This is a genomic window from Halosimplex aquaticum, from assembly GCF_028747785.1.
In the GTDB taxonomy this organism is placed as follows: domain Archaea; phylum Halobacteriota; class Halobacteria; order Halobacteriales; family Haloarculaceae; genus Halosimplex; species Halosimplex aquaticum.
Genome location: NZ_CP118158.1, coordinates 3788404 through 3813343, shown reverse-complemented (window position 1 = coordinate 3813343; position 24940 = coordinate 3788404). Strand labels below are relative to the sequence as shown.

Genomic DNA, 24940 nt, shown 5'->3' with positions numbered 1-24940 from the left:
GCTTGTGCTGAGCGGCGAGACCGCGGCGTCGAGTGGTCGGCCGGGCCGTCGGTCGACGGGCGCCCCATCGCGTACTCCGCCACCGAGAACCCCGGGACGGAGCCGCGGTCAACGTTTAAGACCGTGCTAGACGAACAGTCACGACATGGACGGAGGGAGACTGCGAAGTAGCTTCGAGACCGTCGCGTTTACCACGCCCGTGCCGTTCGACGCCGAGGACGAGGTCGACCACGAGGCGCTGGCCGACAACCTGTCCGGCCTCTACGACGCCGGCGCGCGGCTGTTCGTCCCCTGTGGGAACACCGGCGAGTACTACGCGCTGACCGACGAGGAGCGCGTCGCGGTCGTCGAGACCCACGCCGAGGCGACCGGCGACGAGGCGACCATCGCCGCTGGGGCCTCCGGCAACGAACGAGAGGTCCTCGCCCTCGCCGAGCGCTACCGGGAGGCCGGTGCCGACGCCGTGATGGTGATGCACCCGGACCACACGTACGTCCACGAGCGCGGGCTGGTGTCCTACTACGAGGCGATCTGCGACGGGACCGACCTCGGCGTCGTCGTCTACAAGCGCGGGCCGGAGATCACCCGCGACGTGCTCGTCGAACTGAGCGAACTGGACGAGGTAGTCGCCGTGAAGTTCGCCGTCGACGACGTGCGCGAGTTCGCCCAGACGGTCGAGGACGCCGAGGGATCGGTGACGTGGATCAACGGGATCGCCGAGCGCTACGCGATCCCCTTCGCGATCGAGGGCGCGTCGGGGTACACGACCGGCGTGGGCAACTTCGTCCCGCGAGTGACGCTGGCGCTGTTCGAGGCCATCGAGAAGGGGCAGTGGGACCGCGCGCGCCGGATCCAGCGCGCGCTCCGGCCGCTCGAAGACCTCCGGGACGAACCCGGAGAGGGCAGTTCCGTCCCGAACGGGAACAACGTCCCGGTGGTCAAACACGGCCTGGATATAGCGGGGTACACGGGCGGCAGCGTCCGACGACCGCTGGTCGATCTCGGCGCGGCCGACCGCGAGCGCCTCGAATCGTACTACGAACGGCTCGAAACCTGGACGCCCTCGCGCTCCCCGGACCTGTCGGACTGACCGGGGTAGACGATGGGTTTATAGGAGATGACACTGATCTTCACACCATGCGTTTGTCAGACGGCCAGATACGGGAGCGTCTCAGAGGGGTGGCTGTCGGCCTCCTGACACCCTTCGACGACTCCCTGGAAATCGAATACGACAAACTCGCCGATAACGCGCAGGCGCTCTACGACGAAGGAATACGGACGTTTCTGGCGACTGCGAACATCAGCGAATATCACTCGCTCTCACAGGACGAACGGATCTCCATCGCGAAGGCGAGCGTCGAGGCGCTCCCCGACGACGCCTGCGTTCTGGGCGGCGTCGGCGGGAGCACGGCCGACGCGATCGAACTGATCGAGGCCTACGACCGCGACGGCGTCGACGCGATGATGATCATGCCCCCGGACCACACGTACCTCCACGAGCAGGGGCTCCTCGACTACTACCGTGAACTCGACGCCGCCAGCGAACGGCCGCTCGTCCCGTACGTCCGCGGGTTCGACCCCTCGGTCGACTACCTCGCCGGTCTGACCCGCGTCGACGGCGTCGTCGGCATCAAGTACGCGCTGGAAGACCCGGTGAAACTGGGCGCGGGCATCGCCGCCGGCACGGACGACGTCGTCTGGGTCGACGGCCTCGCCGAGCCCTACGCCGTCTCCTTCTGGGCCGAGGGCGTCGAGGGCTTCTCCGCGGGCGTCAGCAACTTCCGCCCGGAAGTCGGACTTGCCCTCTTCGAGGCGCTGCAGAACGAGAACTGGGAGCGCGCTCGCGAACTGCGCAACATCTGTCTTCCCTACCAGGAGTTCCGCGACGAGACGGGCCAGGACAACACGCTACCCGGCGCGTCCAGCGTCGCCGCCGTCAAGCAGGGACTCGAACTCGCCGGCCTGAACGGGGGTCACGTGCGAGAACCGATCCGGCCGCTCACCGACGAACAGGAAGCGTATGCGGCCGAACTCTACGAGCAGCTCGACGACGACATCAACCGTCTCATCGAGTAACTGCGGTCCGGTCGCGCGTCGACGCGGACCGAACCGCACGCCTCTTTCGCGCTCAGTTCTCCGGCAGTCACCCCATCGCGATAGCGGCCGAGCACGACGGAGAGAAATCGCCGCTGCCCCGGTCGCCGCTCACTCGTCGTCGTAGTGGAACTCGGTCCAGGGGCCGTCGGTGAACGGGTACTCCTCGACCACGTCGAGGTCGACTTCGACGCCCAGCCCCGGCCCCTCCGGGACCGAGAGGACGCCGTCCTCGACGTCTGGCTCGCCTTCGATGATGTCGAAGGCGAGTTCGAAGGGGTACATGCCCGCGACGGTGCCGGCGTCGAGCGCCGGGTCGTTCTCGAAGACCGGGTATTCGAGGAGGCGAGTCTCGGGCGCGGCGGCGACGAGGTGGGCGTTCGCGGCGAGCCCGAGCCAGGTGCCGAAGTTGTGCGGGACGAACTCCACGTCGTCGCGGTCGCGACAGAACTCGACGGCGCCGCGACAGCCCGTGAACCCCTCGTGGTGGCGCACGTCCCCCTGGAGGAACGAGACGGCGCCCGTCTCCCCGAGTTCGACGAGGCCCTGCGGCGACTCCTCACTCTCGCCGCCGGCTAGCGGCGTCCCCGTCTCGGCGAGGTCGACGTAGCCCTCGTAGTCGTCCGGTTCGACCGGTTCTTCGACCCAGTAGGCGCCCCGCTCGCCCGCGTGCTCGACCAGTTCGCGCACCGTCTCCCGACCGTAGGCTTCGCCGAGCTTCCACCACGTGTGGACGTCGAGCATGAACTCCGTCTCGTCGAGAGCGTCCGCGAGCAGTTCGACCGTCCGCCGGTCGCCGTCCGGGCCGATACCCGGCCGGTACTTGTAGCCGAAAAAGCCCAGGTCCTCGATGACCTCGGCCTGTTCGGCGAAGCCCTCGGGTTCCATGTACATGCCCGCGCTCGCGTACAGCGGGAGGTCGAGCGTCGGGTCGGTGTCGTACTCCTCGGCAAGCAGTTCGTAGATCGGGACGCCGTGTTCCTTCCCGCGGAGGTCGTACAGCGCCACGTCGATCGCCGAGATGGCCTCGGTCACGTCGCCGGCGGGGACGTCACCCGCGCGGATCAGGTCGTGCACGTCTGCGATCGCATCGATGTGTTCGCCTTCGAGCGCGTCGGCGACCGGCCCCTCCACGATATCGGCGAACGTGCCCTGCGAGTCGCCCTCGAAGTACTCGGTCATCGCGGAACTGCTCGCGCCCGCCGTGGCGAACCCGCGCCGGCCGTCGGTCGTCTCGACGACGACGAGTACCACGTCCCGTTTCAGGAGTCGTCGCGTCCCTCCGTGGAACGGGCGGTCCTGGGGCGGGTCGATCGGAGAGGAGAGCGCGTAGCTGTCGATGGCAGCGATGTCCATAGGCCAACACTCGTGCGGGACCGCTTAAATCATGTGCGACCGCCTGAACAGATCCCGTTCCCTCTAGAGGAACACTACCACCCGCTACACCCACCAACCAGTCTACATTATCGGCCGGTACTGGCCCTGGGTTCGACAATTTCGCCCCATAAACCGATTCTGGGCACGATTCTGTGATTCGGGCCGAATTCCAGTGTTCCCTTCACGGGAACAATTCGGGGTCCAACAAATGGTGAAATAGTCTCTCCCGGGAGACCAACTGGTCCCCGGTGCGTGGCTGCCATCGATCGATCCCCCGCTTGTGAGCGGTATCGAGGCCGTTTCCCGGTTACCCCATGGATCTGTGGGGCGGTAACCGGCGTCCCGACGCGACTGACCGAACGCTATGGGTGTTCGGTGGAAGCGAATTGGCCTTGTACTGCCACCGAGAGACTCGTTATGACCGTTTTCGGGCCGCGTTGACGGTACGTTCACCGGTAAATTGCCGCCAGTGTCCGGAAAAACACCCCTGTAATTACACCCCTACAAACGTAATTGTTCGCGGCTGGGGAATCGTCGAACTCACGGGCAGGTACTTCGCCCAACGCGGAGGGCGACTGGACGTCGGATCGAACGCGCGCTTTCGGCACCAATCCGGGCCGTGTCTGGAGAATACGGGAAGCCGACCGTACGTAAGTCGCGAATAGGACTATACTCAGCAGCGGTATCCTCCAGAACGTGTCCGAAGAATCATCCACTATCGTGCTCTCGATCCTCGAATCGGTCGCCGCGGCCGACCTGGTCGATCCGATCGACTTGCCGCCGCTGTCCGACGCAATCGACCCTGACGCGCTCAACGCGCTGTTCGACCCGTCCGGGGACCTGCCGGCGCCGACGCGGTTCTCCTTTCCGTACGCCGGCCACGACGTGACGGTCACCACCGACGGGAGCGTCCTCCTCGACAGGGACGAACCCTTGTCGCCGGCGCTCGGCGGGACGGCGGGAACGAAGGTCCCGCGGACCGACGAACCGCTGGCCGAGTGAGGCTGCGGGTGGAACTGATCGCCGACGAGCGCGACGGAAGGACTTATTCCGCTCGCCGGAGCAGACAGCGGTAATGACGCTTCAGGTCACCGTCTGGAACGAGAACGTCCACGAACAGGAAGAGCCGGAGGTCGCCGAACGCTATCCCGACGGCATCCACGGTGCGGTCGCGGAGGCGCTCGCCGAACGCGGATTCGAGACGCGGACGGCGACGCTCCAGGAGCCCGAACACGGTCTCACCGAGGACGTGATCGACGAGACCGACGTGCTCGTCTGGTGGTCCCACTGCGCCAACGACGAGGTGAGTGACGACGTCGCGTCCCGTGTGGTAGACGCCGTGCACGAGGGGATGGGGTTCGTTCCCCTGCACTCCGGGAAGAACTCCAAGCCGTTCAAGCGGCTGATGGGGACCACCTGTAACATCAAGTACCGCCACGGCGGCGAGACCGAGCGCGTCTGGGCCGCCGACCCCGGCCACCCCATCGCCGACGGGCTCCCGGAGTCGTTCGAGATCCCGTCGACCGAGATGTACGGCGAGCCGTACGACATCCCCGAGCCGGACCGCACCGTCTTCATCTCCTGGTTCGAGGGCGGCGAGGTGTTCCGCTCGGGCGTCTGCTACCGACGCGGCCGCGGCCGGATCTTCGCCTTCCGCCCCGGCCACGAGGAGTACCCCATCCTCTATCAGGACGAGGTCCAGCAGGTCATCGCCAACGCAGTCGAGTGGGCCGCGCCGACCGAAGGGAGCGACGCCGTCTGGGGCGAAGTCGAACCCGCAGAGTCCACGGAGTAACCGTCTGACCGGCCGACGACAGCCGCTTTCTCACCGCCCTTCCGCGCCGAGTAGCGACGCCGTCACCTCCGCTAGTCGACTTGCAAGCATCCTTGAATTATATATCGTGTAATCATATCTAGAAAATGTTTATCATTGATGCATTTGTGGAATGCAGTGGTGGCACAAATGGCACACCACGACAGGCGCACGTTCCTCCGGGCGATCGGGCTCGGGACCACAGGCGTACTGGCATCGAACTACGCGGCGGACGCGGTCGCGGCGGCGACGACGATCACGATCGAGGGGGGCGGCTACGACATCTGGAACGCCCGCGACGAGTTCCACTACTACTACACGGAGGTCGACGGCGACTTCGACGTGAGCGTCCGGGTCGACAGTCTGGAGAACACCGATCCCTGGGCGCGCGCGGGCCTGATGGTCAGGCAGACGCTGAACGACGACGCCGAGCACGCGATGATCCGCAAGACGCCGGGCAACGACACGTCGTTCCAGTGGCGCTCCGACGACGGGAACGACGCAGAGAGCACGACTTCGGGGGGGACCGGCGAGTCGGAGGTCTCCGGCGGGACGATGTCGGCGACCTGGCAGCGACTCGTCCGGTCGGGCGACACCATCGAAGCCTACGGTTCGTCCGACGGGGAGAACTGGACGCTCATCGCCGACATCTCGCCGGGCGAGATAGACCTCGCGGACAGCGCGTACGTCGGGCTGGCGGTCTGTAGCCACAACGAAGGGACCCTGACGACCGCCCAGTTCTCGAACCTCTCCGGGCTCTCGCCGGGGAGCAACGAAGACGTCGGGAACGTGGAGGTCGCGGGAAGCGTCTCCACCGGGACCGGCGGAGGCGGGGACACGGACCCTGTCGTCTCGACGGGGTCGGCGTCGAGCGTCGGGACCTCGTCGGCGACGCTCTCGGGCGCGCTCGACGACCTCGGCGGCGCGTCCTCGGCAGACGCCTACTTCGAGTGGCGTGAATCGGGCGCGAGCTCGTGGACCGCGACGAGCGCACAGACGCTGTCGTCGACGGGGTCGTACAGTCAGACGGTCTCGGGGCTGTCGGCGGGCACCGACCACGAGTTCCGGGCGGCCGCCGACGCCAGCGACGGCGACGCGGCCACCGGGTCGGCGAACACGTTCTCGACGTCCGCCAGCGGCGGCGGAGACACCGACCCGGTCGTCTCGACGGGGTCGGCGTCGAGCGTCGACGCCTCGTCGGCGACGCTCTCGGGGTCGCTCGACGACCTCGGCGGCGCGTCCTCGGCGGACGTCTCGTTCGAGTACCGCGAATCGGGGGCGAGTTCGTGGAACGCGACGAGCGCACAGACGCTGTCGTCGTCGGGATCGGTCAGTACGGACGTCTCCGGGCTCTCCAGCGGCACGAGCTACGAGTTCCGCGTGACGGCGAGCGCGAGCGACGGAGACTCGGCGACGGGGTCCGTCAGTTCGTTCACCACGTCGAGCGGGAGCGGCGGCACGTCCGGCGGATCGTACTTCGACTACGAGGACGGCTTCGCCGACGTATCGTGGTTCGACGACAGCGTCCAGGTCATCAGGATCCAGGAGGCGGCCCTGGGCCCGATCCAGGACGCGTTCACCACGGAGGGGCCGCGGCTGATCGTCTTCGAGACGAGCGGCGTCGTGGACCTGGGCGGCGCGGACCTGTCGATCACGTATCCCAACTGCTGGGTGGCCGGCCAGACCGCGCCGTCGCCCGGGATCACGTTCATCAACGGGATGGTGCAGGTCGAACCGGACAACTGCATCGTCCAGCACATCCGCGTCTTCCGCGGCGACGAGAGCGGCGGCGAGGGGACGGACCCGCTGAACAACCGCGACGGCTCGTCGAACGTCATCTTCGACCACTGTACGTCCTACTGGGGTCGCGACGAGAACCTCTCGGTCGGCTACGACAGCACGGACACGACCGTGTCGAACTGCCTCGTCGCCGAGGGTCTCGAAAACCCCGAGGAGAACTCCAACGGGACGCTCGTCGGCGACGGCGCGTCGAACGTCGCGATCCTCGGGACGGTGTACGCCAAGAACAACGACCGCAACCCGCGGCTCAAGTCGAACACGGAGACGGTGGTCGTCAACGGCCTCAACTACTACTTCGACAAGGCCATCTGGATCGACGGCGGCGCCAGCGCGGCGGTCGAGGGCAACGCCTACATCGGCCGGTTCGACTGGTCGGACGCGATCGTCTTCGGCGACGGGAGCGTCTCGTTCGCCGACAACCTCGTCACCGACCCCGGTCTGGAAGGGCGGGCCTTCCAGAACGTCGGTACCGAACTGAGCTCGCGGCCGTTGTGGCCGGGCGACCTCTCGCCCATGCCGTCGAGCGAGGTCGAGAGCCACAACCTCAACTACGCCGGCGCGCGACCGGCCGACCGGATTAGCCACGAGCAGCGCGTCGTCGACGAGATCAGGAACCGGTCGCTGAACACGGACGTCTCCGATCCCGCCGACTCCGACATCCCCAACAGTCACACGGACGTCGGAGGCTATCCGGACCACGGCGGGACGACGCACACGCTGAACGTGCCGAGTAGCGGCCTGCGCAGCTGGCTCGACCAGTGGGCGCTCGCCGTCGAAGAGGAGAACGCGAGTCCGCCCTGAGACGGCGACAGACGCGTCGCACCTCGTGACGCACCGGCGACGGCGTCACGGGCCGTCCGACAGCGGTGCCGTCGCCGTACTCCCGGTTTCTATCGATAGTCGACCTGCGGGCCGACTCCGGCCGATCCCATAACATCTTAGTTAATTATATATTTTCTAGAAAATGTTTATTTTATATCCGATTGTATGCGAATTCGGTGTCACTTCATGACACGACACGACAGGCGCAGTTTCCTGCGCCTCGTTGGAGCGAGTAGCATCGGGGCAGTGGCAACAGCGGCGGCGTCGGGCAGTGCCAGCGCCGCGCCGGGCATCACGTCGGGCGCGACCTACCGGCTGACGCCGGTCCACAGCGGGAAGGCGCTGGAGGTCGCCGGCGCGGGCACGGCCGACGGCGACAACGTCCAGCAGTGGTCGTGGAACGGCGGCGACCACCAGCGCTGGATCGTCGAGGAACTGGACGACGGGACCTACCGCATCGAGAACGTCAACAGCGGCAACGTCCTCGACGTGCCCAACGGGGACACGGCCAACGGGACCTCCGTCCACCAGTGGTCGTGGAACGGCGGGGACATGCAGCGCTGGAACATCACCCAGAACAGCGACGGCTCCTATCGCGTCGAGAACGTCGCCAGCGGCAACGTGCTCGACGTCAGCGACTGGTCGACCGCCGACGGCGCGGACGTCATCGACTGGGACTGGCTGGAGGGCGACAACCAGCGCTGGAACTTCGAGGAGCTGTCGGGCGGCGACGGCGGGTCCGGCGGTGGCGGCACCACCGGGAGCGGATCCGACTTCCACTACGAGGACGGGTTCGCGGACACCTCGTGGTTCAGCGACGACGTCACCGTCCACCGGGTGACCGAGGCGACGCAGAGCGCGGTCGAGGAGGCGTTCACGGCCAGCGGCCCGCGGCTAGTCGTCTTCGAGGCCAGCGGCGTGATCGATCTGGGCGGCAGCGACCTGTCGATCACGAACGACCAGTGCTGGGTCGCCGGCCAGACGGCCCCCTCGCCCGGGATCACGTTCACGAACGGGATGATCCAGGTCGAGGGCAACGATTGCATCGTCCAGCACATCCGCATCTTCCGCGGCGAGGGAGGCGGCGCCGCCGAGGGCGCCGACCCCATGAACAGCGCAGACGGGACGTCGAACGTCATCTTCGACCACTGTACGTCCTACTGGGGTCGCGACGAGAACCTCTCGGTCGGCTACGACAGCACCGACACCACGGTGGCGAACTGCCTGATCGCCGAGGGGCTGGAAGGTCCAGAGGAGAACTCCAACGGGTCGCTGATCGGCGACGGTGCGACCAACGTCGCGCTGCTGGGCAACGTCTGGGCGAAGAACAACGACCGCAACCCGCGGCTCAAGGACGACACCCAGAGCGTCATCGCCAACAACGTCGTCTACTACTTCGACAAGGCGATCATGGGGTCGTCCGGGATGCAGTCGTCCATCGAGGGCAACGTCTACCTCGGCCGGTTCGACTGGTCGGACGCTATCGTCAAGGGCGACGGGACCGTCTACATCAACGACAACCTCGTCGCCGACCCCGGGCTGAACGGGCGGACGTTCTGCAGCGTGTCGACGACCGGATCGCGTCCGCTCTGGCCCAGCGGACTATCGCCGATGGCCTCGGGCGACGTGGAGAGTCACAACCTCAGCTACGGCGGCGCGCGGCCGGCCGATCGGATCAGCCACGAACAGCGCGTCATCGACGAGGTCGCCAACCGCTCGCTGGACACGGACGTCTCGTCGGCCTCGGACAGCGACATCCCGAACCACGAGGACGACGTCGGCGGGTACCCGAGCCACGGCGGGTCGACGCACTCGCTGTCCGTGCCCAGTAGCGGCCTCCGCGACTGGATCGAACAGTGGGCGCTCTCCGTGGAGGATCCGAACGCGAGTCCGCCCTGACGTCGGTCCGTCCGGACTCCTTCGCTGAACCGGACCGCCCCCGGTAACTCGCCGGTCGGCAGTCCGGTTTCGCCGTCTCTTTCTCCCGTTTTAGACGCGCCGTGGTTCGGTCGCCGTCAGACGCGGTTTGCCTCGATCAGGTCCCAGTCGATGTCGTAACCCAGCCCCGGCTCGTCGGGCACCTCGATGACGCCGTCCTCGGGGGCGGGGTAGTTCCGCAGCCACGGCCGCGAGTGAGCCTCGAAGTCGTACTTCGGGTGGAGCAGTCCGTGCTCGAAGTAGGTGCCCGGGGTCGCCATCGAGCAGAGGTGGTGCAGTTCGGGCACGGAGTCGCCGTGCGGTTCGCACTCCATGTAGAACGACTCGTACAGCGCCGCCACCTTCCGGGCGGGCGTGATGCCGCCGACGTCGAACACGCCGACCCGCCCGATATCGGCGACGCCGCGCTTGGCCCACTCGGCGCGGGTCTTGTGTTTGCCCTCGGCCGTCTCCGGGCCGAGGATCGGCACGTCGACCTCCTCGGAGAGCCACTCGTAGGCGGACATCGAGTACTCGTCCATCGGCTCCTCGAACCAGCGGAAGTCCAGGTCGCCGAGCGCGTCGCCGATGCGCTTGGCCTCCGTCCGCGTGTAGTAGTGGTGGGAGTCCAGCATCAGGTCGATATCGGGACCGACCGCCTCGCGGACGGCGCGACAGAGTTCGACGACGCGGTCCGGATCGGCGTCGTAGGGCGGCATCCACGAGTGGAACTTGATGGCGGGGAACCCACGGTCGACCAGTTCCTCGGCGAAGTCGACGTACGCCTCGACCGTCCCGAGGCCGTCCGGGTCGTCGTCGCCGACCATCGTGCTCGCGTAGACGGGGACCTCCCGACGCCCGCCGCCGAGTAGTTCGTAGACGGGCATGTCCGCGGCCTTGCCGGCCACGTCGTACAGCGCGCAGTCGATGGCCGCGAGCGACCCGGTGTCGAGGGTCCCCTTGTTGAGCCGCTGGGTCCGGAACAGCTGGTTCCACAGCGGCTCGCGGTGCAGCGGGTTCTCGCCGACGAGGTAGTCCGCCGCGACGTCGTTGGCGGCCTCCGTCCCACCGAAGCAGTAGCCGTCCGGACCGCCCTCGACGGCGATCTTCGTGAGCGTCTTCGTCGCCTCGTGGGGCTCCCCCGGGTGGCCGTGGCCCTTCTCGTCGGTCCTCCCGTGCGACTCGTACGTGAACCTGATCGTCTCGACGTCGGTGACGCGCATTCTGTGGGGGTTGCGAACACAGCGCAATAAACGCACGGGCGGTCCGCCGGAACCGCGGCCTGACGGACCGACCGAGCGGGTCGCGTTCCACGACCGCGTTTCCGTTCGCCGCCCGATCGTCAGCGTTCGGCGCCCCGATCGTCAGCGCTCGCCGACGCTCCCGTCCGCGCGTCGGCCCAGCGGTCGCGTGAACGAGAGGTCGCGGCCGTCCCACTCTTCGACCGTCGCCCCGTCGATCTCGACGCCGAGGCCGGGGCCCTCGGGGACGTCGATGAACCCGTCGACGACGTCGAACATACCCGGGTTCTCCACGTACCGGAACGCCCCCTCGACCTTGTGGAGGATTTGCTCCTGGACGAGCGCGTTGGGGACGGCGGCGTCGATCTGCAGCGAGGCCGCCGTGCAGAGCGGGCCCATCGGGCAGTGGGGCGCGACGGACACGTCGTAGGTCTCGGCCATGTCGGCGATCTTCTTCGTCTCGGTGATGCCGCCGGCGTTCGAGACGTCGGGCTGGACCACGTCGACCGCGTCCGCTTCGAAGAGCGGGCGGAAGTCCGACCGGGTGTAGAGGCGTTCGCCGGTGGCGATGGGGAGCCGCGTCGACTCGACGATCCGGGGCAGCGCGTGGTCGTGCTCGGGCGTGACGGGCTCCTCGACGAACATCGGGTCGTGCGGTTCGAGCGCGGCGGCCAGTTGCCGGGCCATCGTCTTGGAGGCGCGGCCGTGGAAGTCCACGGCGACGTCGACCTCGGCCCCCACGGCCTCGCGTACGGCGCCGACGACTTCGCTCGCGGCGTCGACGCTCGCGGGCGAGTCGACCAGTTCCAGCCCCGGCGTCGGGACGAGCTTCAGCGCCCGGAAGCCGTCGGCGACGTGTCCCTCGGCCTCGCGCGCAGCGGCGGCCGCTGGGTCGTCGACCTCCTCGACGCTCGGGACCGAGACGTGCTGGTAGGCGCGGACGCGGTCGCGGGCCGGTCCGCCGAGCAGTTCGTACACCGGTGCGCCGAACCGCTTGCCCTTCAGGTCCCACAGCGCCTGGTCGATGCCCGCGATCGCGCTCATGTGGATCGGCCCGCCGCGGTAGAAGCTGCTCCGGTACATCGCCTGCCACAGGTCTTCGATGCGAGCCGGATCCTCCCCGAGGACGTACTTCTCCATCATCTGGTCGACCGCCGCGGGCGTCGCCGACGGCGCATCGCCCTGGTAGTGCCACTTCGAGTACGGCTCGCCCCAGCCGACCGCGCCGTCGCTGGTCTCCAGTTTCAGAAACTGCCAGCGCGGCGGCACCTCGTACAGCTCGTAGTCGGTGATACGCATGGGTTCGACTCTCGCGCCCGGCGGTGGTGAATCTTCGGGCCGCTCACACAACCGGACCAGCCCGCCACGACCCAAATGTTCATCAGCGCGTGGGACAGTGGGTGGAGTATGTTCGAGCTAGCGGCGCGTCGCTCGGTCGCCCAGCCGCCCGAGTGGGCCACGCGCCAGCGAGCGCTGTTCGACCTGTTCGAGAGCGCGGTCGAGGAGTTCGTCGCCGACTATCTCGGCGATGACGGCGAACCGCTCTGGCCGCCGGACGACCACGTCGGCGTCGACGGCTACGACGACATCATCGAGGGGTTCTACAACTGGCCGCTCGTCTACGCGATGGGCGGCGACGAGTCCCTCCTCGAACACGCCCAGGACGCCTACGAGGGCGCGCTGACCCGTTTCGAGCGGGCCGACACGCCACACGGCCACCCGATGGTCGTCGACGAGTTCGAGCAGTGCCGCGACTGGTTCCACCTCGGCGAGGGGAACCTCTACACCTACAACATGGGACTCGCCGCGCCGGACGACGATGTCGTCCGCGAGCGGGCCGAGCGGTTCGCCGACATGTACCTCGGGGACTCCGAGTTGCACAACTACGACGCCGAGCGGCGCCTCGTCCGCGCGCCGATGAACGGCAGCGCCGGCCCGGAGTACAGCGACCTCTCGGCGTTCGGGACGCAGTCGACCTTCGGCGGCTACGGGGCCGACTATCGCTGGGCGAGCCACGGTCTGCCCTGGCGCGACCTGGAGTTCGACAACGCGACCGAACTGCTCGACCTCGACAACGAGGAACGCCTCTTCGAGATCTACGAGGAGCGGTGTTCGAAGGGGGACATCCCGCTCAACCTCGCCATCTCCAGCCTGATGACCAACGCGTACCTGCACACCGGCGAGGAGGAGTACCGGGAGTGGGTCACGGAGTACCTCGACGCCTGGCGCGACCGCGTCGAGCGAAACGACGGGATCATCCCCGACAACGTCGGGCTCTCGGGCGAGATCGGCGAGTACACGAACGGGGAGTGGTACGGCGGCATGTACGGCTGGTCGTGGGGCGGCTGGCACTACGTCGGCGTCGGGACGACCACCGCCGCCGAGAACGCCACCCTCCTGACGGGCGACCGCGACCACCTCGACTTCCACCGCCAGCAACTCGACACGCTGATCGAGAACGGGATCGAACAGGGCGACACGCTCTACATTCCCCACAAGTACGGCGGCGAGGGCGACTACCACTACAACGGCTCGGGCCTGCGCGAGGACGACGGCGAGATTATGTGGCGCGACGGCTGGTACGAGTTCAAGACCCACCGCGACGACCCGTACCTGTTCCACCTCTGGTACATGTCCCTGGACGAGGCCGACCGCGAGCGGGTCGAGCGGCTGCGCGACTGGGGCTCCCGGGAGTGGAAGCAGGTCGACATGCGCCCCTCGTCGAAACACGGCGCCGGCAACGAGTGGCCGTGGCTCGCCTACCTCGAAGGGGAGTTCCCCGAGTTCCCCGAGCGCGTCCTCGAAGCCAACCGCAACCACACCCAGGAACTGCTCGACGGGATGGCCGAGGAGGGCCGCGAGCCGGACGTCCTGAACGAAGACTACCTCCGCGACCGCAACCCCGTCTTCCACCGCGGGCTGCTCAACCTCACGATGGGCGCTCCCCAGCCCGTCTACTACGGCGGGATGGTCATGGCGCAGGTCCGGCACTTCGACCCCGAGCGCGAACGACCCGGACTCCCCGAGGGTGTCAGCGCGCTCGTCGAAGGGATCGACGCCGAGGGCATCGACCTGACGCTCGTCAACGGAGGGAGCCGGGACCGCGAGGTCCTCACCCAGGCCGGCGCCTACGGCGAGCACGCGTTCACCGACGTCGACTCCGACGGCGATCCGCTGGAAGCGGACGAAGGAGGGAACGGATCGGACGAATCGCGCTCGGATGCGCTCCGGGTCTCGCTGCCGAGCGGGACGCGCGTCTCGCTGTCGGCCGGGATGGACCGGTTCGTCGACGACCCGACGTACGCGTTCCCGTGGGACCGGGCGGAAAACTAGAGAGACGGGCGTTCAGGCGAACTTCGTGTTGAGTTCGATGACGTTCGCCGCGCGCTGGACCTGGTCTGAGAGCTCGTCGTGGATGCGGTCGACGGTGAACCGGCTGGAGGGGCCGGTGATGCTCACCGCGCCGAGGACGGTCTCCTCGTTTTTGACCGGTGCGGCCACGCAGCGCAGCCCCTCGAAGTTCTCCTCGTCGTCGATGCCGTAGCCGCGCTCGCGGATGGCCTCCAAGTCCTCGTAGAGCTCCTCCGCGCTCGTGATCGTCATCGGCGTCAGCGCCTCGTAGGCCTGCGCGTGGACGATCTCCTCGGTGCGCTCCTCGGGCAAGTAGGCGAGGATGGTCTTGCCGAGCGACGTGGAGTACATCGGCTGCTGCGTGCCGACGCGCGAGGCCGTCTCGACCCCGCGTTCGCCCGTCGTCTTGTAGAGGTACGAGACCTTGCCGTGCTCTTCGATGCCGAACTGCGCGATCTCGCCGGTCTCCTCGGCGAGCGTGTCGACCTCGCTGCGGATCACGTCGTAGTTGCCCACCTGGTCGCGGACGTGCGTCGCCATGTCGAGGATGCGGAGGCTCAGCCGGTACCCGTCGCCCTCGCGGACGAGGATCTCTCGGTCTTCGAGCGTCCGCAGGTGGCTGTGGATCGTGCTCTTCGAGTGGTCGAGTTCGTCGGCCAGTTCCGTCACGCCCGCGCCGCCTTTCTCCTGGAGGACGTCGATGATGTTGAACGCTATCTCCACCGAGCGGATGGTGCGTCCCCGGTCGTTGCGCGCCGCATTTGTCATACGATGACATACGAACCAGGAGGGACTTAAACTGTTCGTCTCTGGGGAACCGGTTATCGACCGTCGAGCAGAGGGCGGAGTTCGGTCGCGAGGTTCTCCGCCATCGTCGTCATCGCGCCGTCACCGGGGTGGACGAGGTCGGTGGTGAGGCCATCGATCGTCGGGAGTAGCTCCGGGCCTTCGAGGAGGTGGACGTTGTCGTGGGGCGACTCCGCGACGACTTCGCGGAGTTCTTCCCGGAACCGCTCGCACTCGCCGTCCTCGTCGGCCCCCTCGACAACGTCGTAGGAGCTCCGGAAGATGGTGATGCAGGCGACCGGCTTGTCCGGGTTCGCGCTCGCGGCGGTGTCGACGAAGTTTTCGGCCCGCTCGCGGAACGTCTCGGCGGAGAACGTCCCGACCATGTTGATCGAGAGCGACAGGCTGGCCACGTCCCAGTCGTCGCGCTCGGCGATGTGCTCGGCCATCGCCTCGTCGCAGTAGGCGGTGCCGCACGAGCCCAGGTTGACGAGGTCCGCGTCGAGTCGGCGGGCGGTCTGGCTCACGTACGTCAGGTGTTCGCCCAGCGGCGCCTCGCCCTCGGTGATCGACGTGCCGTAGGCGAGATACCGGCGGTCCGGGAGCTCGTCGTCCTCCGGCGGACGGTACTCGCCCGCCGCGCCGTGATAGAGCGTGTACCCGCCGCGGTGCTCGCCGGGGAGACAGACGCGGCAGACCTGCGGGTCGAACGCCAGATCCTCGACTGCGGCGTCTTTCAGCCGGGTCAGTTTCTCGGGCATCGACACCTCGACGGTGGTCGGTTCCGGACCGATCTCGAACTCGTCGTAGCCCTGGATCGGCCCCCAGAACACGCGGACGGTGCCGGTCTCGGCGCTGCCGCCCGGCTGGACGGAGAGCGTGAGTTCGACCGTCCCGCTCCCGTCCGGGACGAACCGGAGTTCGACGCCGGCCGGGTGGCGCATCCGCGACTGTGCGCCCTCGTTGAGGTCCGCTCTGATCGCCTCGGGAACGCGCTGGATCAACCGTCCGTCGCCCTCTTCGACCCGGCGGAGTTCGCTCACGTTGTGGAACTGCATGCCGTCTACGTGCATAGTCCGAACCCGGCGTCCGTCGGCATCAAGGTACTGGCTGCGGCGGGCTCGTCCGGGAGGGGGCGTCGGACGGCGTCGGGTCCGCCGGCGGAGAGCGGGTTTTATTTCGCCTCCCGTCCCACCCGGTGACAAGATGGACGACACGGAGTTCGACCCCGGTGCCTGGACGTCGCGGCTCTTCCGCGACCACGAGCGCCGGTACGCCTACGACGGGGAGACCGGCGACGCGCTCCGCGCCTGGCAGGCCGCGTTCCGAGAGGACCTCCGCTCGGTGCTCGGCCAGGACGTGATCGCGGACGCCGGGGTCCCGTCGCTCGCCCCGACACGCACCGACAGCGAGTCGCTCGACGGCTACGAGCGCCAGCGGTGGACGATACAGACCGAGACCGGCCTGCGCCTCCCCTTCTACCTCCTCCTGCCCGACGACCCCGACCCGCCGTATCCCACTGTCCTCGTCGCCCACGGCCACGGCGACGGCGCGAAGGAGGTCGCCGTCGGCCGCGCCGAGACAGACGAGCAGCGCCGACAGATCGAGGAAGACGAGCGCGACATCGCGGTGCAGGCGGTCGAACGCGGCTACGCGGCGCTCGCCCCGGACATGCGCGGCATGGGCGAACTGACCAACCCCGCCGACGAGGAGATGGGATATCGCACCTGTCACACGATGCAGTTGCACGCGCAGCTGTTCGGCCGCTCGCTGGTCGGCGACCGCGTCTGGGACGTGACCCGCCTGATCGACTTCGTCGAGGGCCGCGACGACCTGGACGACGGCCGGATCGCGCTCACCGGCCACTCGGGCGGCGGCGCCGTGACCCTGTTCGCGGCGGCGATCGACGAACGCATCGACGTCGCCGCGCCGTCGTCGTACTTCTGCACGTTCGAGGACTCCATCGCGTCGATCGACCACTGCGAGTGCAACTACCTCCCCGGCGTGCTCGGTCTCGGCGAGATGTGGGACGTGGCCGGCCTCATCGCGCCGCGGCCGTTCGTCGCCGTCGCCGGCCGCGAGGACGAGATATTCCCCATCGACGGCGTCTTTCGCTCGTTCGACCGCCTCTCGGAGATCTACGAGGCCGCAGGGGCGCTGGACCGGTGTGAACTGGTCGTCGGTCCCGGCGGACACCGCTACTACGCCGACGGCGTCTGGCCGTTCGTCGCCCAGCACCTCTGACTCCCGCCCGGCCGTCAGCGCGGCGACCTCTCGTAAGAAGTATGTAGGGGCCAACCGCAGGTGCGATCGAACCCATGAAATTCGGTATTTTCCCGATAGAGGGCGGTGACACCTGGGAGGGTGTCGTCGAGCAGTGTCAGGTCGCCGAGGACGTCGGTTTCGAGACGTGCTGGGTCAACGACCACCAGGCGACCGAGGGCGACAACTACTGGCCGTCGCCGCTGACGCGCCTCACCAGCATCGCCCAGGGCACGGAAGAACTCGAACTCGTCACCTCTGTCCTGATCCTGCCGCTGTATCACCCGCTGCACGTCGCTCAGCGCGCGGCGATGCTCGACAACATCTCCGACGGCCGCCTGACGCTCGGTGTCGGCCTGGGCTACGTGGAAGAGGAGTTCGAAGCGTTCGGCGTGCCGATGGACGAGCGGGCGGGCCGGATGATCGAGGGCATCCAGTTCATCGACGAGTTCCTCTCCTCCGAAGAGCCCATCTCCTACGAGTGTCCGTTCTTCGAGGTCGAAGACTGGCAGCCGCTGCCCAAAACCATCCAGGAACCCCGTCCGAGCCTCTGGATCGGCGGGTGGGGTCCCAAGCAGATCCGCCGGTCGGTGCAGTTCTCCGACGCGTGGGTGCCCGGCGTCGTCGCCGACCTCGACATCGTCGAGGACCGCAAGAACCAGCAGCGCGACCACGTCGAAGACACCGACCAGGACTGGGAATCGATGGACCACCCGCTCATGCGCGAAGCCGTCATCGCCGAGACCGAAGAAGAAGTCATGGAGCGCAAAGAGTACCTCCACACCACCTACGTCGACGAATACGGTGGCGAGTTCTCCCACCCGCTGATGACCGCAGACAGCGTCGAAGACTTCGAAGAACTCGCCGACAACCGCTTCATCTACGGCACGCCCGAGCAGATCGTCGAACAGATCGAAGCCATGCAAGAACGCTTCGAACTCAACCAGCTCGCCCTGCGATTCCACCACTCGGGTATGCCCAAAGACCTCGTCGAAGACCAGATCCGCCTCTTCGGCGACGAGGTCATCCCCGAGTTCAACTGACCGGCCGAGCCGTTCGACCACAGCGACACCCACACCGCGTCGCCGCTCTCTCGGTCGAATTCCATCGCCCGTGAGATAGTAATTAAAGTTAGAGTATCGAATTCATACCTAACATCTATAATTTCTGGCGGAGCCGGGTCCTCGTACCCAATAGTGACGGCGCAATCCGGAAAGGAGCGCCCAATGCCCGAAAACATGGGCGTATAAAATTCGATTGTCGCTGGCGTAGATAATCTGGATCGATATCATATATCGGAGGGTGTTTCACTCAGATCGGGCGTATTAGTGCATAAGGGCGGCAATAGTCCGGACTACGAACGATCGATCTTTGTTGGCATGGTGAAGGCCACGGTTATCGGCTCAGATACAATGACGGTATTATATCATACATTATTTTCTGTCATACTCCATTTTCGGATCGGTGGTGGTCTCCGGAGACGCGATCAATGGTCGGCGGGTTTTTTGTTCGTCAGCCGGTTCGGTCCGACGTGACCGACGAACGCGACCCCGAGGCGGCGCTGAACGAGTGGAAGGACGCGATGCAGGCCGAACACGCCGAGGCTATCGCGAACCCCGACCCCGACGAGGAACACCGGATCGAGGGCGTGACGCAGGTCAACCACCGCGTGTACTTCGAGTACGACCCCGAGACCGACCGGCTGGAACGCGACCGGGTCGAACAGGTGGACGACCTGACCGACCCGGAACTGCGCTCGTGCGCCTGCGGCGTTCGCGGCATGACGCCCGAAGAAGCCCGCGAGCACGTACGAGCGGCTCGCGAGCGATCGAGCGAGTGACTCGGATCGCCGCCCTCCGAGTGAGGTTTGGTGTAGCCGGGGTTCACTCCGGCGAGTCGTACTCCTGGTAGATGACGTGACCGCAGGCCTTGCAGTGCGAGGCGTCCGGATCGTGCCCGGTGAGCCCGCACTGCGGACAGGTGACCGGTACCTCGTCGTCGCTCGTCCACGCGCGGACGATCTTCCCGGCCTGCCAGGGGATGAGGATGATCGCCCCGAGGATGCTCAACACGGTGACCCACCGTCCCGCCCGGGTCACAGGGACGATGTCACCGAACCCGACCGTCGAGAGGCTGACGACGACGTAGTAGAAAGCGTCACCGAAGTGGGACACGCCGGGATTCGCCCGGTGCTCGACGCTATAGAAGAGGCCTGCCGAGACGAACAGGACGACCAGTACCGTCAACAGGAGTTTCATCGCGCGCAGGGCGCCCGCCGAGACTGTCCCGAAGAAGAACTCCTCGTCCTGCGTGAACCGGTAGAACCGTAGAACGCGGATCACACGCAGGACGCGCAGAAATCCCACGTTCAACACGACGGCCGGGGCCGGGTTGACGAACACCGCGACCGTCGGGAGCACCGACAGCAGGTCGACCATCGTGTAGGGGTTGGTGAACTCAGCCAGTCGGTCCCGGGCCCCGTAGAGACGGAGGACGTACTCGACCACGAAGACGGCCGCGATGACCGCTTCGAGCGTCCAGAGCTGCGCTGTCGCTGACGGCCCGGTGGGGTACGTCTGGGCGACGTAGACCGCGATGAACACCAGGTTCAACAGGAGCAACGCGACGTCGATGGCCTTCCCGAGGCGCGTTCGGTGGTCGAGCAGGTAGAAACGGACGCGCTCGCGGAGTTCCTCCGGCGGCGTCGACGCGGCACTCCCCATGTGCCTCCGTGTGTGCCGCGCTATAGAATCCCACCGGTCTCGGCAGCGTCTTTCCGTCGCTGCGGAGGCGCTATCGCTCGCCGGTGGAACGTCAAGTAGAACAAGGTGCGTTCGGTCGCCGTCAGGCGACGGTGCGAACCTCGGTTACGTGCGGACGACGTTCGTCGCGCGCGGGCCCTTGGGGGCGTCCTCGATTTCGAATTCGATCTCGGTCCCTTCCGTCAGATCCTCGCCGCCAACGTCCTCCATGTGGAAGAACACGTCGTCGTCAGCATCCTCGGTGTCGATGAAACCGTAACCGCCTGTGTCGTTGAAGAAATCAACCTTACCGTTTGCCATTACAATGTAACGAACGCCGGACGAGCGTATAAGTATTCCGCATTCGTTTTATAATATCTGAAAAATAAAAACAATGTATGTCGAAACAGTCGATAGGTATACGCTCGATCGGTATCCTTGGAAGAACGGGTCGATCCGATGACTGATTCCGGACATCGACCGGCCGTTTCGTTGGAATCCACAGTTTCTGGCGTGTGGCAGGGGCAGCGTGGGTATCCGGCCACGGCGTCGGCCGACGAGACTATACGTCTTCCACGCGGCGTATCGATGTGGATTCTAACGACGTCCGGAACCAGTGGGAGGACCGTTCGGGCGAGTACTCGCCGGAGTACTACGCCTACTACGGCCCCGACGAGACGAGCGAGTCGGTACGCGAGCTGTTGGATCGGCACGTCGCGCGGGACGCGTCGGTGCTGGAACTCGGCTGTAGCTCCGGGCGTCACCTCGCCCATCTCCTCGACGGCGGATTCGACGACCTTGCCGGTATCGAACTCAACGAGGACGCCTTCGACGTGATGGCAGAGCAGTACCCGGACCTCCGGGAGTCCGGCACGTTCTACGCCGACGCCATCGAATCGGTGGTCGGCGACTTCGCGGACGACCGCTTCGACGCCGTCTACTCCGTCCAGACCCTCCAGCACATCCACCCCGACGCCGAGTGGGTCTTCGAGGAGATCGCTCGGGTCACGGGCGAGTTGCTCGTCACCGTCGAGATCGAGGAGGAAGCGCCGGACGCCGAGCGCGTCGAAAACGACGACGACCCGGACGTGAACTACGTCCGCGACGAGTTCCCGCTGTACTACCGGGACTGGCGGGAGATATTCGGCGGCCTCGGCTTCGAACAGGTCGAGCGGCGCGACGGCAAACGGGACACGATTCGCGCGTTTCGTGCCCGGTGAGTCACCGCCGTCAGTTGCCGCTGTCGGTCGTCAGTCGTCGGTCGCCGTGTCGGCGGCGTCGGTGCTCGATCCGTCGGCCGCGTCCATGTCGACGGAGCCGTCAGCGGTCTCGCCGCGCGGGAAGTTGTCGATCGTGTCCGCTCGGAACGCCGACTCGTCGAACTCGTAGTCGCCGTCGAGGAACTCCAGCAGGGTGTGGGTGTCCCGCATCGCGTTCTTCAGGCACGTCGAGGCGCCCGGCGAGGGCGTGATGTTGAAGATGACGTCGTCGCCGACGATCTTCGCCTCGCCCATGTCCAGGGACTTCTCCTTCGTGTCGACGATCTGCGGGCGGACGCCGCCGTATCCCTTCGCCCGCTGGATGTCGTCGAGTTCGACGCTCGGGACCACCTTCTGGACGTGCGGGAGGAACTGCTTCGGCCCGATCTCGGGCACGTCGTAGACGAGGTTCCGGAGGACGTACGGGAGCAGGACCCTGTCCGAGAGGATGTTCGCGTAGCTGAGGAACGCCGCCGCGTTCAGTCCGAACACGTCGAGGAAGTCCTCGACCGTCGAGATACGACCGCGTTCGAGCGTCGGGACGAGCTTCGCGGTCGGTCCGAACCGCGTGATCGAGGGGTCGTGGACGTCGGCGTCGCCGTGGACGGCCGCGAAGGGGAGTTTCTTCATCTGGAGGGTGTACACCTTCCCGTTCAGCAGGTCGTCGGCGAGGAAGAAGCTCCCCGCCACGGGGAGCAACACCTTGTCCTCGCCGTAGCCGAGTTCCTTCGCGATCTGGAGGCTGTGCGAGCCGGCGGCGACGACGGTGGCGTCGCAGTCGAAGCGCCCCTCCGTCGTCTCGATGGTGTAGCCGTCCAGCGTCGGGGTGATGTCGGTGACTTCGGTGCCGGTGTAGACGTCGACGTTCGACTCCTCGGCAGCCTGCTCGACGAACGACTTCGTGGTCTGCCCGTAGTCGACGACGTACCCGTCAGGCGTCTGGAGCGCGAGCATGTCTACGTGGGGGTCGCGGCCCTCCACCACCTTGGGTTCGACCTCGGCGATCTCCTCGCGGTCGATCGGCCGGAGCTTCGGGAAGAGGTCGCCGAAGCCCTCCTCGTGGTACCGCCGTTCGAGCTGTTCGACCTCCTCGTCGCCGACGCCCAGTACCATCTTGCTCCGCTTGGCGTGCATCTCCCGGTCGGCGTCGTACCGTTCGAGGTAGCCCGCGAGCAGTTCGGCCCCCTCCTTCACTTCCTCGGCCTTCTCCAGGGTGTAGTTGGTCTCGATGTCCCCGAAGTGGAGCGTCTGTGAGTTGTTCGTCCGATGTGAGTTGATGGCCGCGATCTCCGATTCCTTCTCTATCAGCGCGATAGAGCCGATGTCGGTGAACTTCGCGGTCGTGTACAGGAGCGATGCGCCACTGATCCCGCCGCCGACGATAACGAGGTCGTATTTGCCAGACATTGTTGTGCGTTCCCGGTCGCTATGTTTCGGCGTGCGTTCCAGACAGATAACTCATATTCTTCGTCCTCGTTTTCGACGGCAAGCGAACCCTGCATCGACGATACGCGGACAGCCCGAGACGGCCGTCGCAAGCGCTCGGTCGGGGCTCCCCGACCCGGAACTGGCTGGGGCGACGTCGCGTCGCGCCGCTCGTCGAGAAGTCGATGGCCTCGGAACTCATAGGGTTCGTCACCGCCGGGTCGTCAGGCCGGCTCGGTGGCGCGGATCGTCATCGGCCGGGCGGCGCTACGTCGTCGGCCGGCAAGTCGGTTTCCACATCGGCGCCGCCGCGACCCGGCGCACGGCCACGTCACCGTCTACGACCGCCGAGTAACCGCGCGTTTCTGTTCGTAAGTTCGGGTTTTTCGGTCGCTACGGGCGATAACCTGCGGTTGTCGTAGCTACCCGGCGGCTAACTAAACCGGTCCCGTCCGAAGGGTGCGTGCATGGAGTCACAAGGTCAACAGCAAGAAGCGATGCAAGCGGCCGAGGAAACAGGTACCGATCCCGCGGTCTTCCTCGCGGCGGGATCGGTCGCCCTGTCGTGGTTTTTCTTCTACGCCCGGGGAGACAAGGAACAGGGGATCTTCGTGGGCCTGTGGCCGCCGACGATCCTCGCGTTCGCCAGTTACTTCGAACAGACGAAGATGAGCGACATGGTCGAACGCGCGGCCGGCCGCGACACGCTCGTCGGCCGCGTCGAGCGGATGGTCCAGAGCCGCAGTCAGTGACGCCTTCGACCTCCCCGTCGCTTCCAGGGGCGCAGTAACGCACCGGACCCGAGAGAAGCCGCTCTCGGGGTTCCGGACGACGCCGCGGCCCCTTTTCGACGCCAGCCAACGGCTAGTACCTCCGGATCTGACGCGACGACCCGCGATCGGTGACGTCGGTGTGCCGGGCGCTCCCGGTTCGCGACGATCACCGGGAAACATATACCCTGCGGCGAGAAAGCGTCGCTCATGTTAGAGGTCGACGGGGGCGAAGGCGGGGGACAACTGGTCCGGAGCGCGCTCGCGCTCTCGATGCTCGACGGGGAGGCAGTGGAGATAACGGACGTGCGGGGGACGCGCCCGACGCCCGGTCTCAAACCACAGCACCTCACGGCCGTCTCCGCGGCCGCGGAGGTCTGCGACGCCGCGGTCGAGGGCGCCGACGGGGGATCGGAGACCATCCGGTTCGAGCCCGCGGCTCCCTCCGGCGGCCGATACGAGGCGGACATCGGGACCGCCGGCAGCCTCACGCTGCTGTTCGACACGTTCCTGCCGCTGGCGACGCAAATCGACGAGCCGCTGACGATCACCGCGACGGGCGGGACCGACGTGAAGTGGTCGCCACCGATAGCCTACTATCGGACGGTCAAACTTCCGCTGCTCCGTCGGCTGGGGATCGCCGCCGCCGTCGAATGCGAGAAGACCGGATTCTATCCGGCCGGCGGCGGTCGCGCGACGCTCCGCCTGTGGCCGTCGACGCTGTCGCCGATCGAACTGACCGAGCGGGGACGTCCGACCACCGCCCGGGTCTACTCGAAGGCGTCCACCGACCTCGCCGACGGCGACGTGGTCGAGCGCCAGGCGGACACCGCGACCGACGCGCTCGCGGGACTGGGTATCGAAGTCGTCCACCATCGCACGACGTACGCGGCCACCGAGAGTTCCGGGTCCGTCGTGACGGTGCGCGTGGACGCCGGGGGCTCGCCAGTCGGGTTCGACGCCTACGGCGCCCCCGAGAAGTCCGCCGAGGACGTGGCTCGGGAGACCACGGACGCGATCCGCCGGTGGCGCGAGTCCGGCGCGGCCGTCGACGCTCACCTCGGCGACCAGTTGCTGGTCTTTCTCGCCCTCGCGGGCGGCGAGATCACGATCCCGCGCGTCACCGACCACGTGTCATCGAATCGCGACCTGCTCGCCGCCTTCGGGCGGGAAGTGACCGTCGACGAGTCCGGTCGGACGCCTGCGCTCGTCGCTGATCGGTGACTGATAGGTCACCGCTCGATTCGCGTCTGACCCGCGCGTGTCTCCCCACCGGTCGCGG

At 66.8% G+C, this 24940-nt stretch carries 21 protein-coding genes; 13 read left to right on the top strand and 8 right to left on the bottom strand.

Annotated elements, in window-relative coordinates:
* Positions 1-145: 145 nt before the first annotated feature.
* Positions 146-1090 carry a dihydrodipicolinate synthase family protein gene (locus PSC72_RS18830; protein WP_274322964.1) on the top strand — a complete coding sequence of 315 codons (945 nt, stop codon included), beginning with the start codon at positions 146-148 and terminating at the stop codon, positions 1088-1090.
* Positions 1091-1137: 47 nt separating this feature from the next.
* Positions 1138-2076, top strand: a complete 939-nt coding sequence (locus PSC72_RS18825; protein WP_274322963.1) for a dihydrodipicolinate synthase family protein — start codon at positions 1138-1140, stop codon at positions 2074-2076.
* Between the two features lie 129 nt (positions 2077-2205).
* On the opposite strand, the gene PSC72_RS18820 is transcribed toward PSC72_RS18825, so the two are convergent.
* Positions 2206-3450, bottom strand: a complete 1245-nt coding sequence (locus tag PSC72_RS18820) for a mandelate racemase/muconate lactonizing enzyme family protein (RefSeq protein WP_274322962.1) — start codon at positions 3448-3450, stop codon at positions 2206-2208.
* Positions 3451-4167: 717 nt separating this feature from the next.
* Here PSC72_RS18820 and PSC72_RS18815 point away from each other — a divergent pair.
* The 4 genes from PSC72_RS18815 to PSC72_RS18800 all read left to right on the top strand — a co-directional run bounded on the left by PSC72_RS18815 (position 4168) and on the right by PSC72_RS18800 (position 9805).
* Positions 4168-4473, top strand: coding sequence for a HalOD1 output domain-containing protein (locus PSC72_RS18815; protein WP_274322961.1), 306 nt, complete (start codon positions 4168-4170; stop codon positions 4471-4473).
* A gap of 73 nt (positions 4474-4546) precedes the next feature.
* A complete protein-coding gene (locus PSC72_RS18810; protein ID WP_274322960.1) occupies positions 4547-5266 on the top strand; it encodes a ThuA domain-containing protein in 720 nt (239 codons plus the stop codon).
* A 168-nt stretch (positions 5267-5434) separates the two neighbouring features.
* On the top strand, positions 5435-7885 hold the full coding sequence (locus PSC72_RS18805; protein WP_382261873.1) for a hypothetical protein: 2451 nt from the start codon (positions 5435-5437) through the stop codon (positions 7883-7885).
* Between the two features lie 207 nt (positions 7886-8092).
* Positions 8093-9805, top strand: a complete 1713-nt coding sequence (locus PSC72_RS18800) for an RICIN domain-containing protein (RefSeq protein WP_274322958.1) — start codon at positions 8093-8095, stop codon at positions 9803-9805.
* A gap of 116 nt (positions 9806-9921) precedes the next feature.
* Here the strand turns inward: PSC72_RS18800 and PSC72_RS18795 are convergent, their stop codons facing one another.
* Positions 9922-11046, bottom strand: a complete 1125-nt coding sequence (locus PSC72_RS18795) for an enolase C-terminal domain-like protein (RefSeq protein WP_274322957.1) — start codon at positions 11044-11046, stop codon at positions 9922-9924.
* A 141-nt stretch (positions 11047-11187) separates the two neighbouring features.
* On the bottom strand, positions 11188-12363 hold the full coding sequence (dgoD, locus tag PSC72_RS18790) for a galactonate dehydratase (RefSeq protein WP_274322956.1): 1176 nt from the start codon (positions 12361-12363) through the stop codon (positions 11188-11190).
* Positions 12364-12471: 108 nt separating this feature from the next.
* Here dgoD and PSC72_RS18785 point away from each other — a divergent pair, with 108 nt between their 5' ends.
* Positions 12472-14397, top strand: coding sequence for a hypothetical protein (locus PSC72_RS18785; RefSeq protein WP_274322955.1), 1926 nt, complete (start codon positions 12472-12474; stop codon positions 14395-14397).
* Positions 14398-14409: 12 nt separating this feature from the next.
* Here the strand turns inward: PSC72_RS18785 and PSC72_RS18780 are convergent, their stop codons facing one another.
* On the bottom strand, positions 14410-15183 hold the full coding sequence (locus PSC72_RS18780; RefSeq protein ID WP_274322954.1) for an IclR family transcriptional regulator: 774 nt from the start codon (positions 15181-15183) through the stop codon (positions 14410-14412).
* A gap of 53 nt (positions 15184-15236) precedes the next feature.
* A complete protein-coding gene (locus PSC72_RS18775) occupies positions 15237-16274 on the bottom strand; it encodes an SGNH/GDSL hydrolase family protein (protein WP_274322953.1) in 1038 nt (345 codons plus the stop codon).
* A 133-nt stretch (positions 16275-16407) separates the two neighbouring features.
* Here PSC72_RS18775 and PSC72_RS18770 point away from each other — a divergent pair, with 133 nt between their 5' ends.
* The 3 genes from PSC72_RS18770 (at position 16408) to PSC72_RS18760 (ending at position 19303) form a co-directional block, all read left to right on the top strand.
* Positions 16408-17445: an alpha/beta hydrolase family protein gene (locus PSC72_RS18770; protein ID WP_274322952.1), complete on the top strand. Its 1038-nt coding sequence runs from the start codon at positions 16408-16410 to the stop codon at positions 17443-17445.
* A gap of 74 nt (positions 17446-17519) precedes the next feature.
* Entirely contained in the window at positions 17520-18506 is a 987-nt protein-coding gene (locus PSC72_RS18765) for an LLM class flavin-dependent oxidoreductase (protein ID WP_274322656.1), read from the top strand.
* Positions 18507-18994: 488 nt separating this feature from the next.
* Positions 18995-19303: a hypothetical protein gene (locus PSC72_RS18760; protein WP_274322951.1), complete on the top strand. Its 309-nt coding sequence runs from the start codon at positions 18995-18997 to the stop codon at positions 19301-19303.
* 43 nt (positions 19304-19346) lie between these two features.
* Here PSC72_RS18760 and PSC72_RS18755 read toward each other — a convergent pair whose 3' ends face one another.
* Both PSC72_RS18755 and PSC72_RS18750 read right to left on the bottom strand, forming a co-directional pair.
* Positions 19347-20186, bottom strand: coding sequence for an ion transporter (locus PSC72_RS18755; RefSeq protein ID WP_274322950.1), 840 nt, complete (start codon positions 20184-20186; stop codon positions 19347-19349).
* Positions 20187-20330: 144 nt separating this feature from the next.
* Positions 20331-20525 (bottom strand): cold-shock protein, encoded by a 195-nt coding sequence (locus PSC72_RS18750; protein WP_274322949.1) that lies wholly within the window; start codon positions 20523-20525, stop codon positions 20331-20333.
* Between the two features lie 269 nt (positions 20526-20794).
* Here PSC72_RS18750 and PSC72_RS18745 point away from each other — a divergent pair, with 269 nt between their 5' ends.
* Entirely contained in the window at positions 20795-21424 is a 630-nt protein-coding gene (locus PSC72_RS18745; protein WP_274322948.1) for a class I SAM-dependent methyltransferase, read from the top strand.
* Positions 21425-21454: 30 nt separating this feature from the next.
* On the opposite strand, the gene PSC72_RS18740 is transcribed toward PSC72_RS18745, so the two are convergent.
* On the bottom strand, positions 21455-22870 hold the full coding sequence (locus PSC72_RS18740) for an FAD-dependent oxidoreductase (RefSeq protein WP_274322947.1): 1416 nt from the start codon (positions 22868-22870) through the stop codon (positions 21455-21457).
* Positions 22871-23355: 485 nt separating this feature from the next.
* Between PSC72_RS18740 and PSC72_RS18735 the strand changes: the two genes are divergently transcribed.
* Both PSC72_RS18735 and rtcA read left to right on the top strand, forming a co-directional pair.
* Entirely contained in the window at positions 23356-23640 is a 285-nt protein-coding gene (locus tag PSC72_RS18735) for a hypothetical protein (protein ID WP_274322946.1), read from the top strand.
* Between the two features lie 228 nt (positions 23641-23868).
* Positions 23869-24882, top strand: coding sequence for an RNA 3'-terminal phosphate cyclase (rtcA, locus tag PSC72_RS18730; protein ID WP_274322945.1), 1014 nt, complete (start codon positions 23869-23871; stop codon positions 24880-24882).
* The last annotated feature ends 58 nt before the right edge of the window (positions 24883-24940 follow it).

Excerpts from the sequence above, each read along its gene's own strand:
- PSC72_RS18765 (WP_274322656.1), top strand. The coding sequence starts at position 17,520 with ATGAAATTCGGTATTTTCCCGATAGAGGGCGGTGACACCTGGGAGGGT.
- PSC72_RS18775 (WP_274322953.1), bottom strand. The coding sequence starts at position 16,274 with ATGCACGTAGACGGCATGCAGTTCCACAACGTGAGCGAACTCCGCCGG.
- dgoD (WP_274322956.1), bottom strand. The coding sequence starts at position 12,363 with ATGCGTATCACCGACTACGAGCTGTACGAGGTGCCGCCGCGCTGGCAG.
- PSC72_RS18750 (WP_274322949.1), bottom strand. The coding sequence starts at position 20,525 with ATGGCAAACGGTAAGGTTGATTTCTTCAACGACACAGGCGGTTACGGT.
- PSC72_RS18740 (WP_274322947.1), bottom strand. The coding sequence starts at position 22,870 with ATGTCTGGCAAATACGACCTCGTTATCGTCGGCGGCGGGATCAGTGGC.
- PSC72_RS18735 (WP_274322946.1), top strand. The coding sequence starts at position 23,356 with ATGGAGTCACAAGGTCAACAGCAAGAAGCGATGCAAGCGGCCGAGGAA.
- PSC72_RS18800 (WP_274322958.1), top strand. The coding sequence starts at position 8,093 with ATGACACGACACGACAGGCGCAGTTTCCTGCGCCTCGTTGGAGCGAGT.
- PSC72_RS18780 (WP_274322954.1), bottom strand. The coding sequence starts at position 15,183 with ATGACAAATGCGGCGCGCAACGACCGGGGACGCACCATCCGCTCGGTG.
- PSC72_RS18825 (WP_274322963.1), top strand. The coding sequence starts at position 1,138 with ATGCGTTTGTCAGACGGCCAGATACGGGAGCGTCTCAGAGGGGTGGCT.
- PSC72_RS18785 (WP_274322955.1), top strand. The coding sequence starts at position 12,472 with ATGTTCGAGCTAGCGGCGCGTCGCTCGGTCGCCCAGCCGCCCGAGTGG.
- PSC72_RS18795 (WP_274322957.1), bottom strand. The coding sequence starts at position 11,046 with ATGCGCGTCACCGACGTCGAGACGATCAGGTTCACGTACGAGTCGCAC.
- PSC72_RS18810 (WP_274322960.1), top strand. The coding sequence starts at position 4,547 with ATGACGCTTCAGGTCACCGTCTGGAACGAGAACGTCCACGAACAGGAA.
- PSC72_RS18770 (WP_274322952.1), top strand. The coding sequence starts at position 16,408 with ATGGACGACACGGAGTTCGACCCCGGTGCCTGGACGTCGCGGCTCTTC.
- PSC72_RS18830 (WP_274322964.1), top strand. The coding sequence starts at position 146 with ATGGACGGAGGGAGACTGCGAAGTAGCTTCGAGACCGTCGCGTTTACC.
- PSC72_RS18820 (WP_274322962.1), bottom strand. The coding sequence starts at position 3,450 with ATGGACATCGCTGCCATCGACAGCTACGCGCTCTCCTCTCCGATCGAC.
- rtcA (WP_274322945.1), top strand. The coding sequence starts at position 23,869 with ATGTTAGAGGTCGACGGGGGCGAAGGCGGGGGACAACTGGTCCGGAGC.
- PSC72_RS18755 (WP_274322950.1), bottom strand. The coding sequence starts at position 20,186 with ATGGGGAGTGCCGCGTCGACGCCGCCGGAGGAACTCCGCGAGCGCGTC.
- PSC72_RS18805 (WP_382261873.1), top strand. The coding sequence starts at position 5,435 with ATGGCACACCACGACAGGCGCACGTTCCTCCGGGCGATCGGGCTCGGG.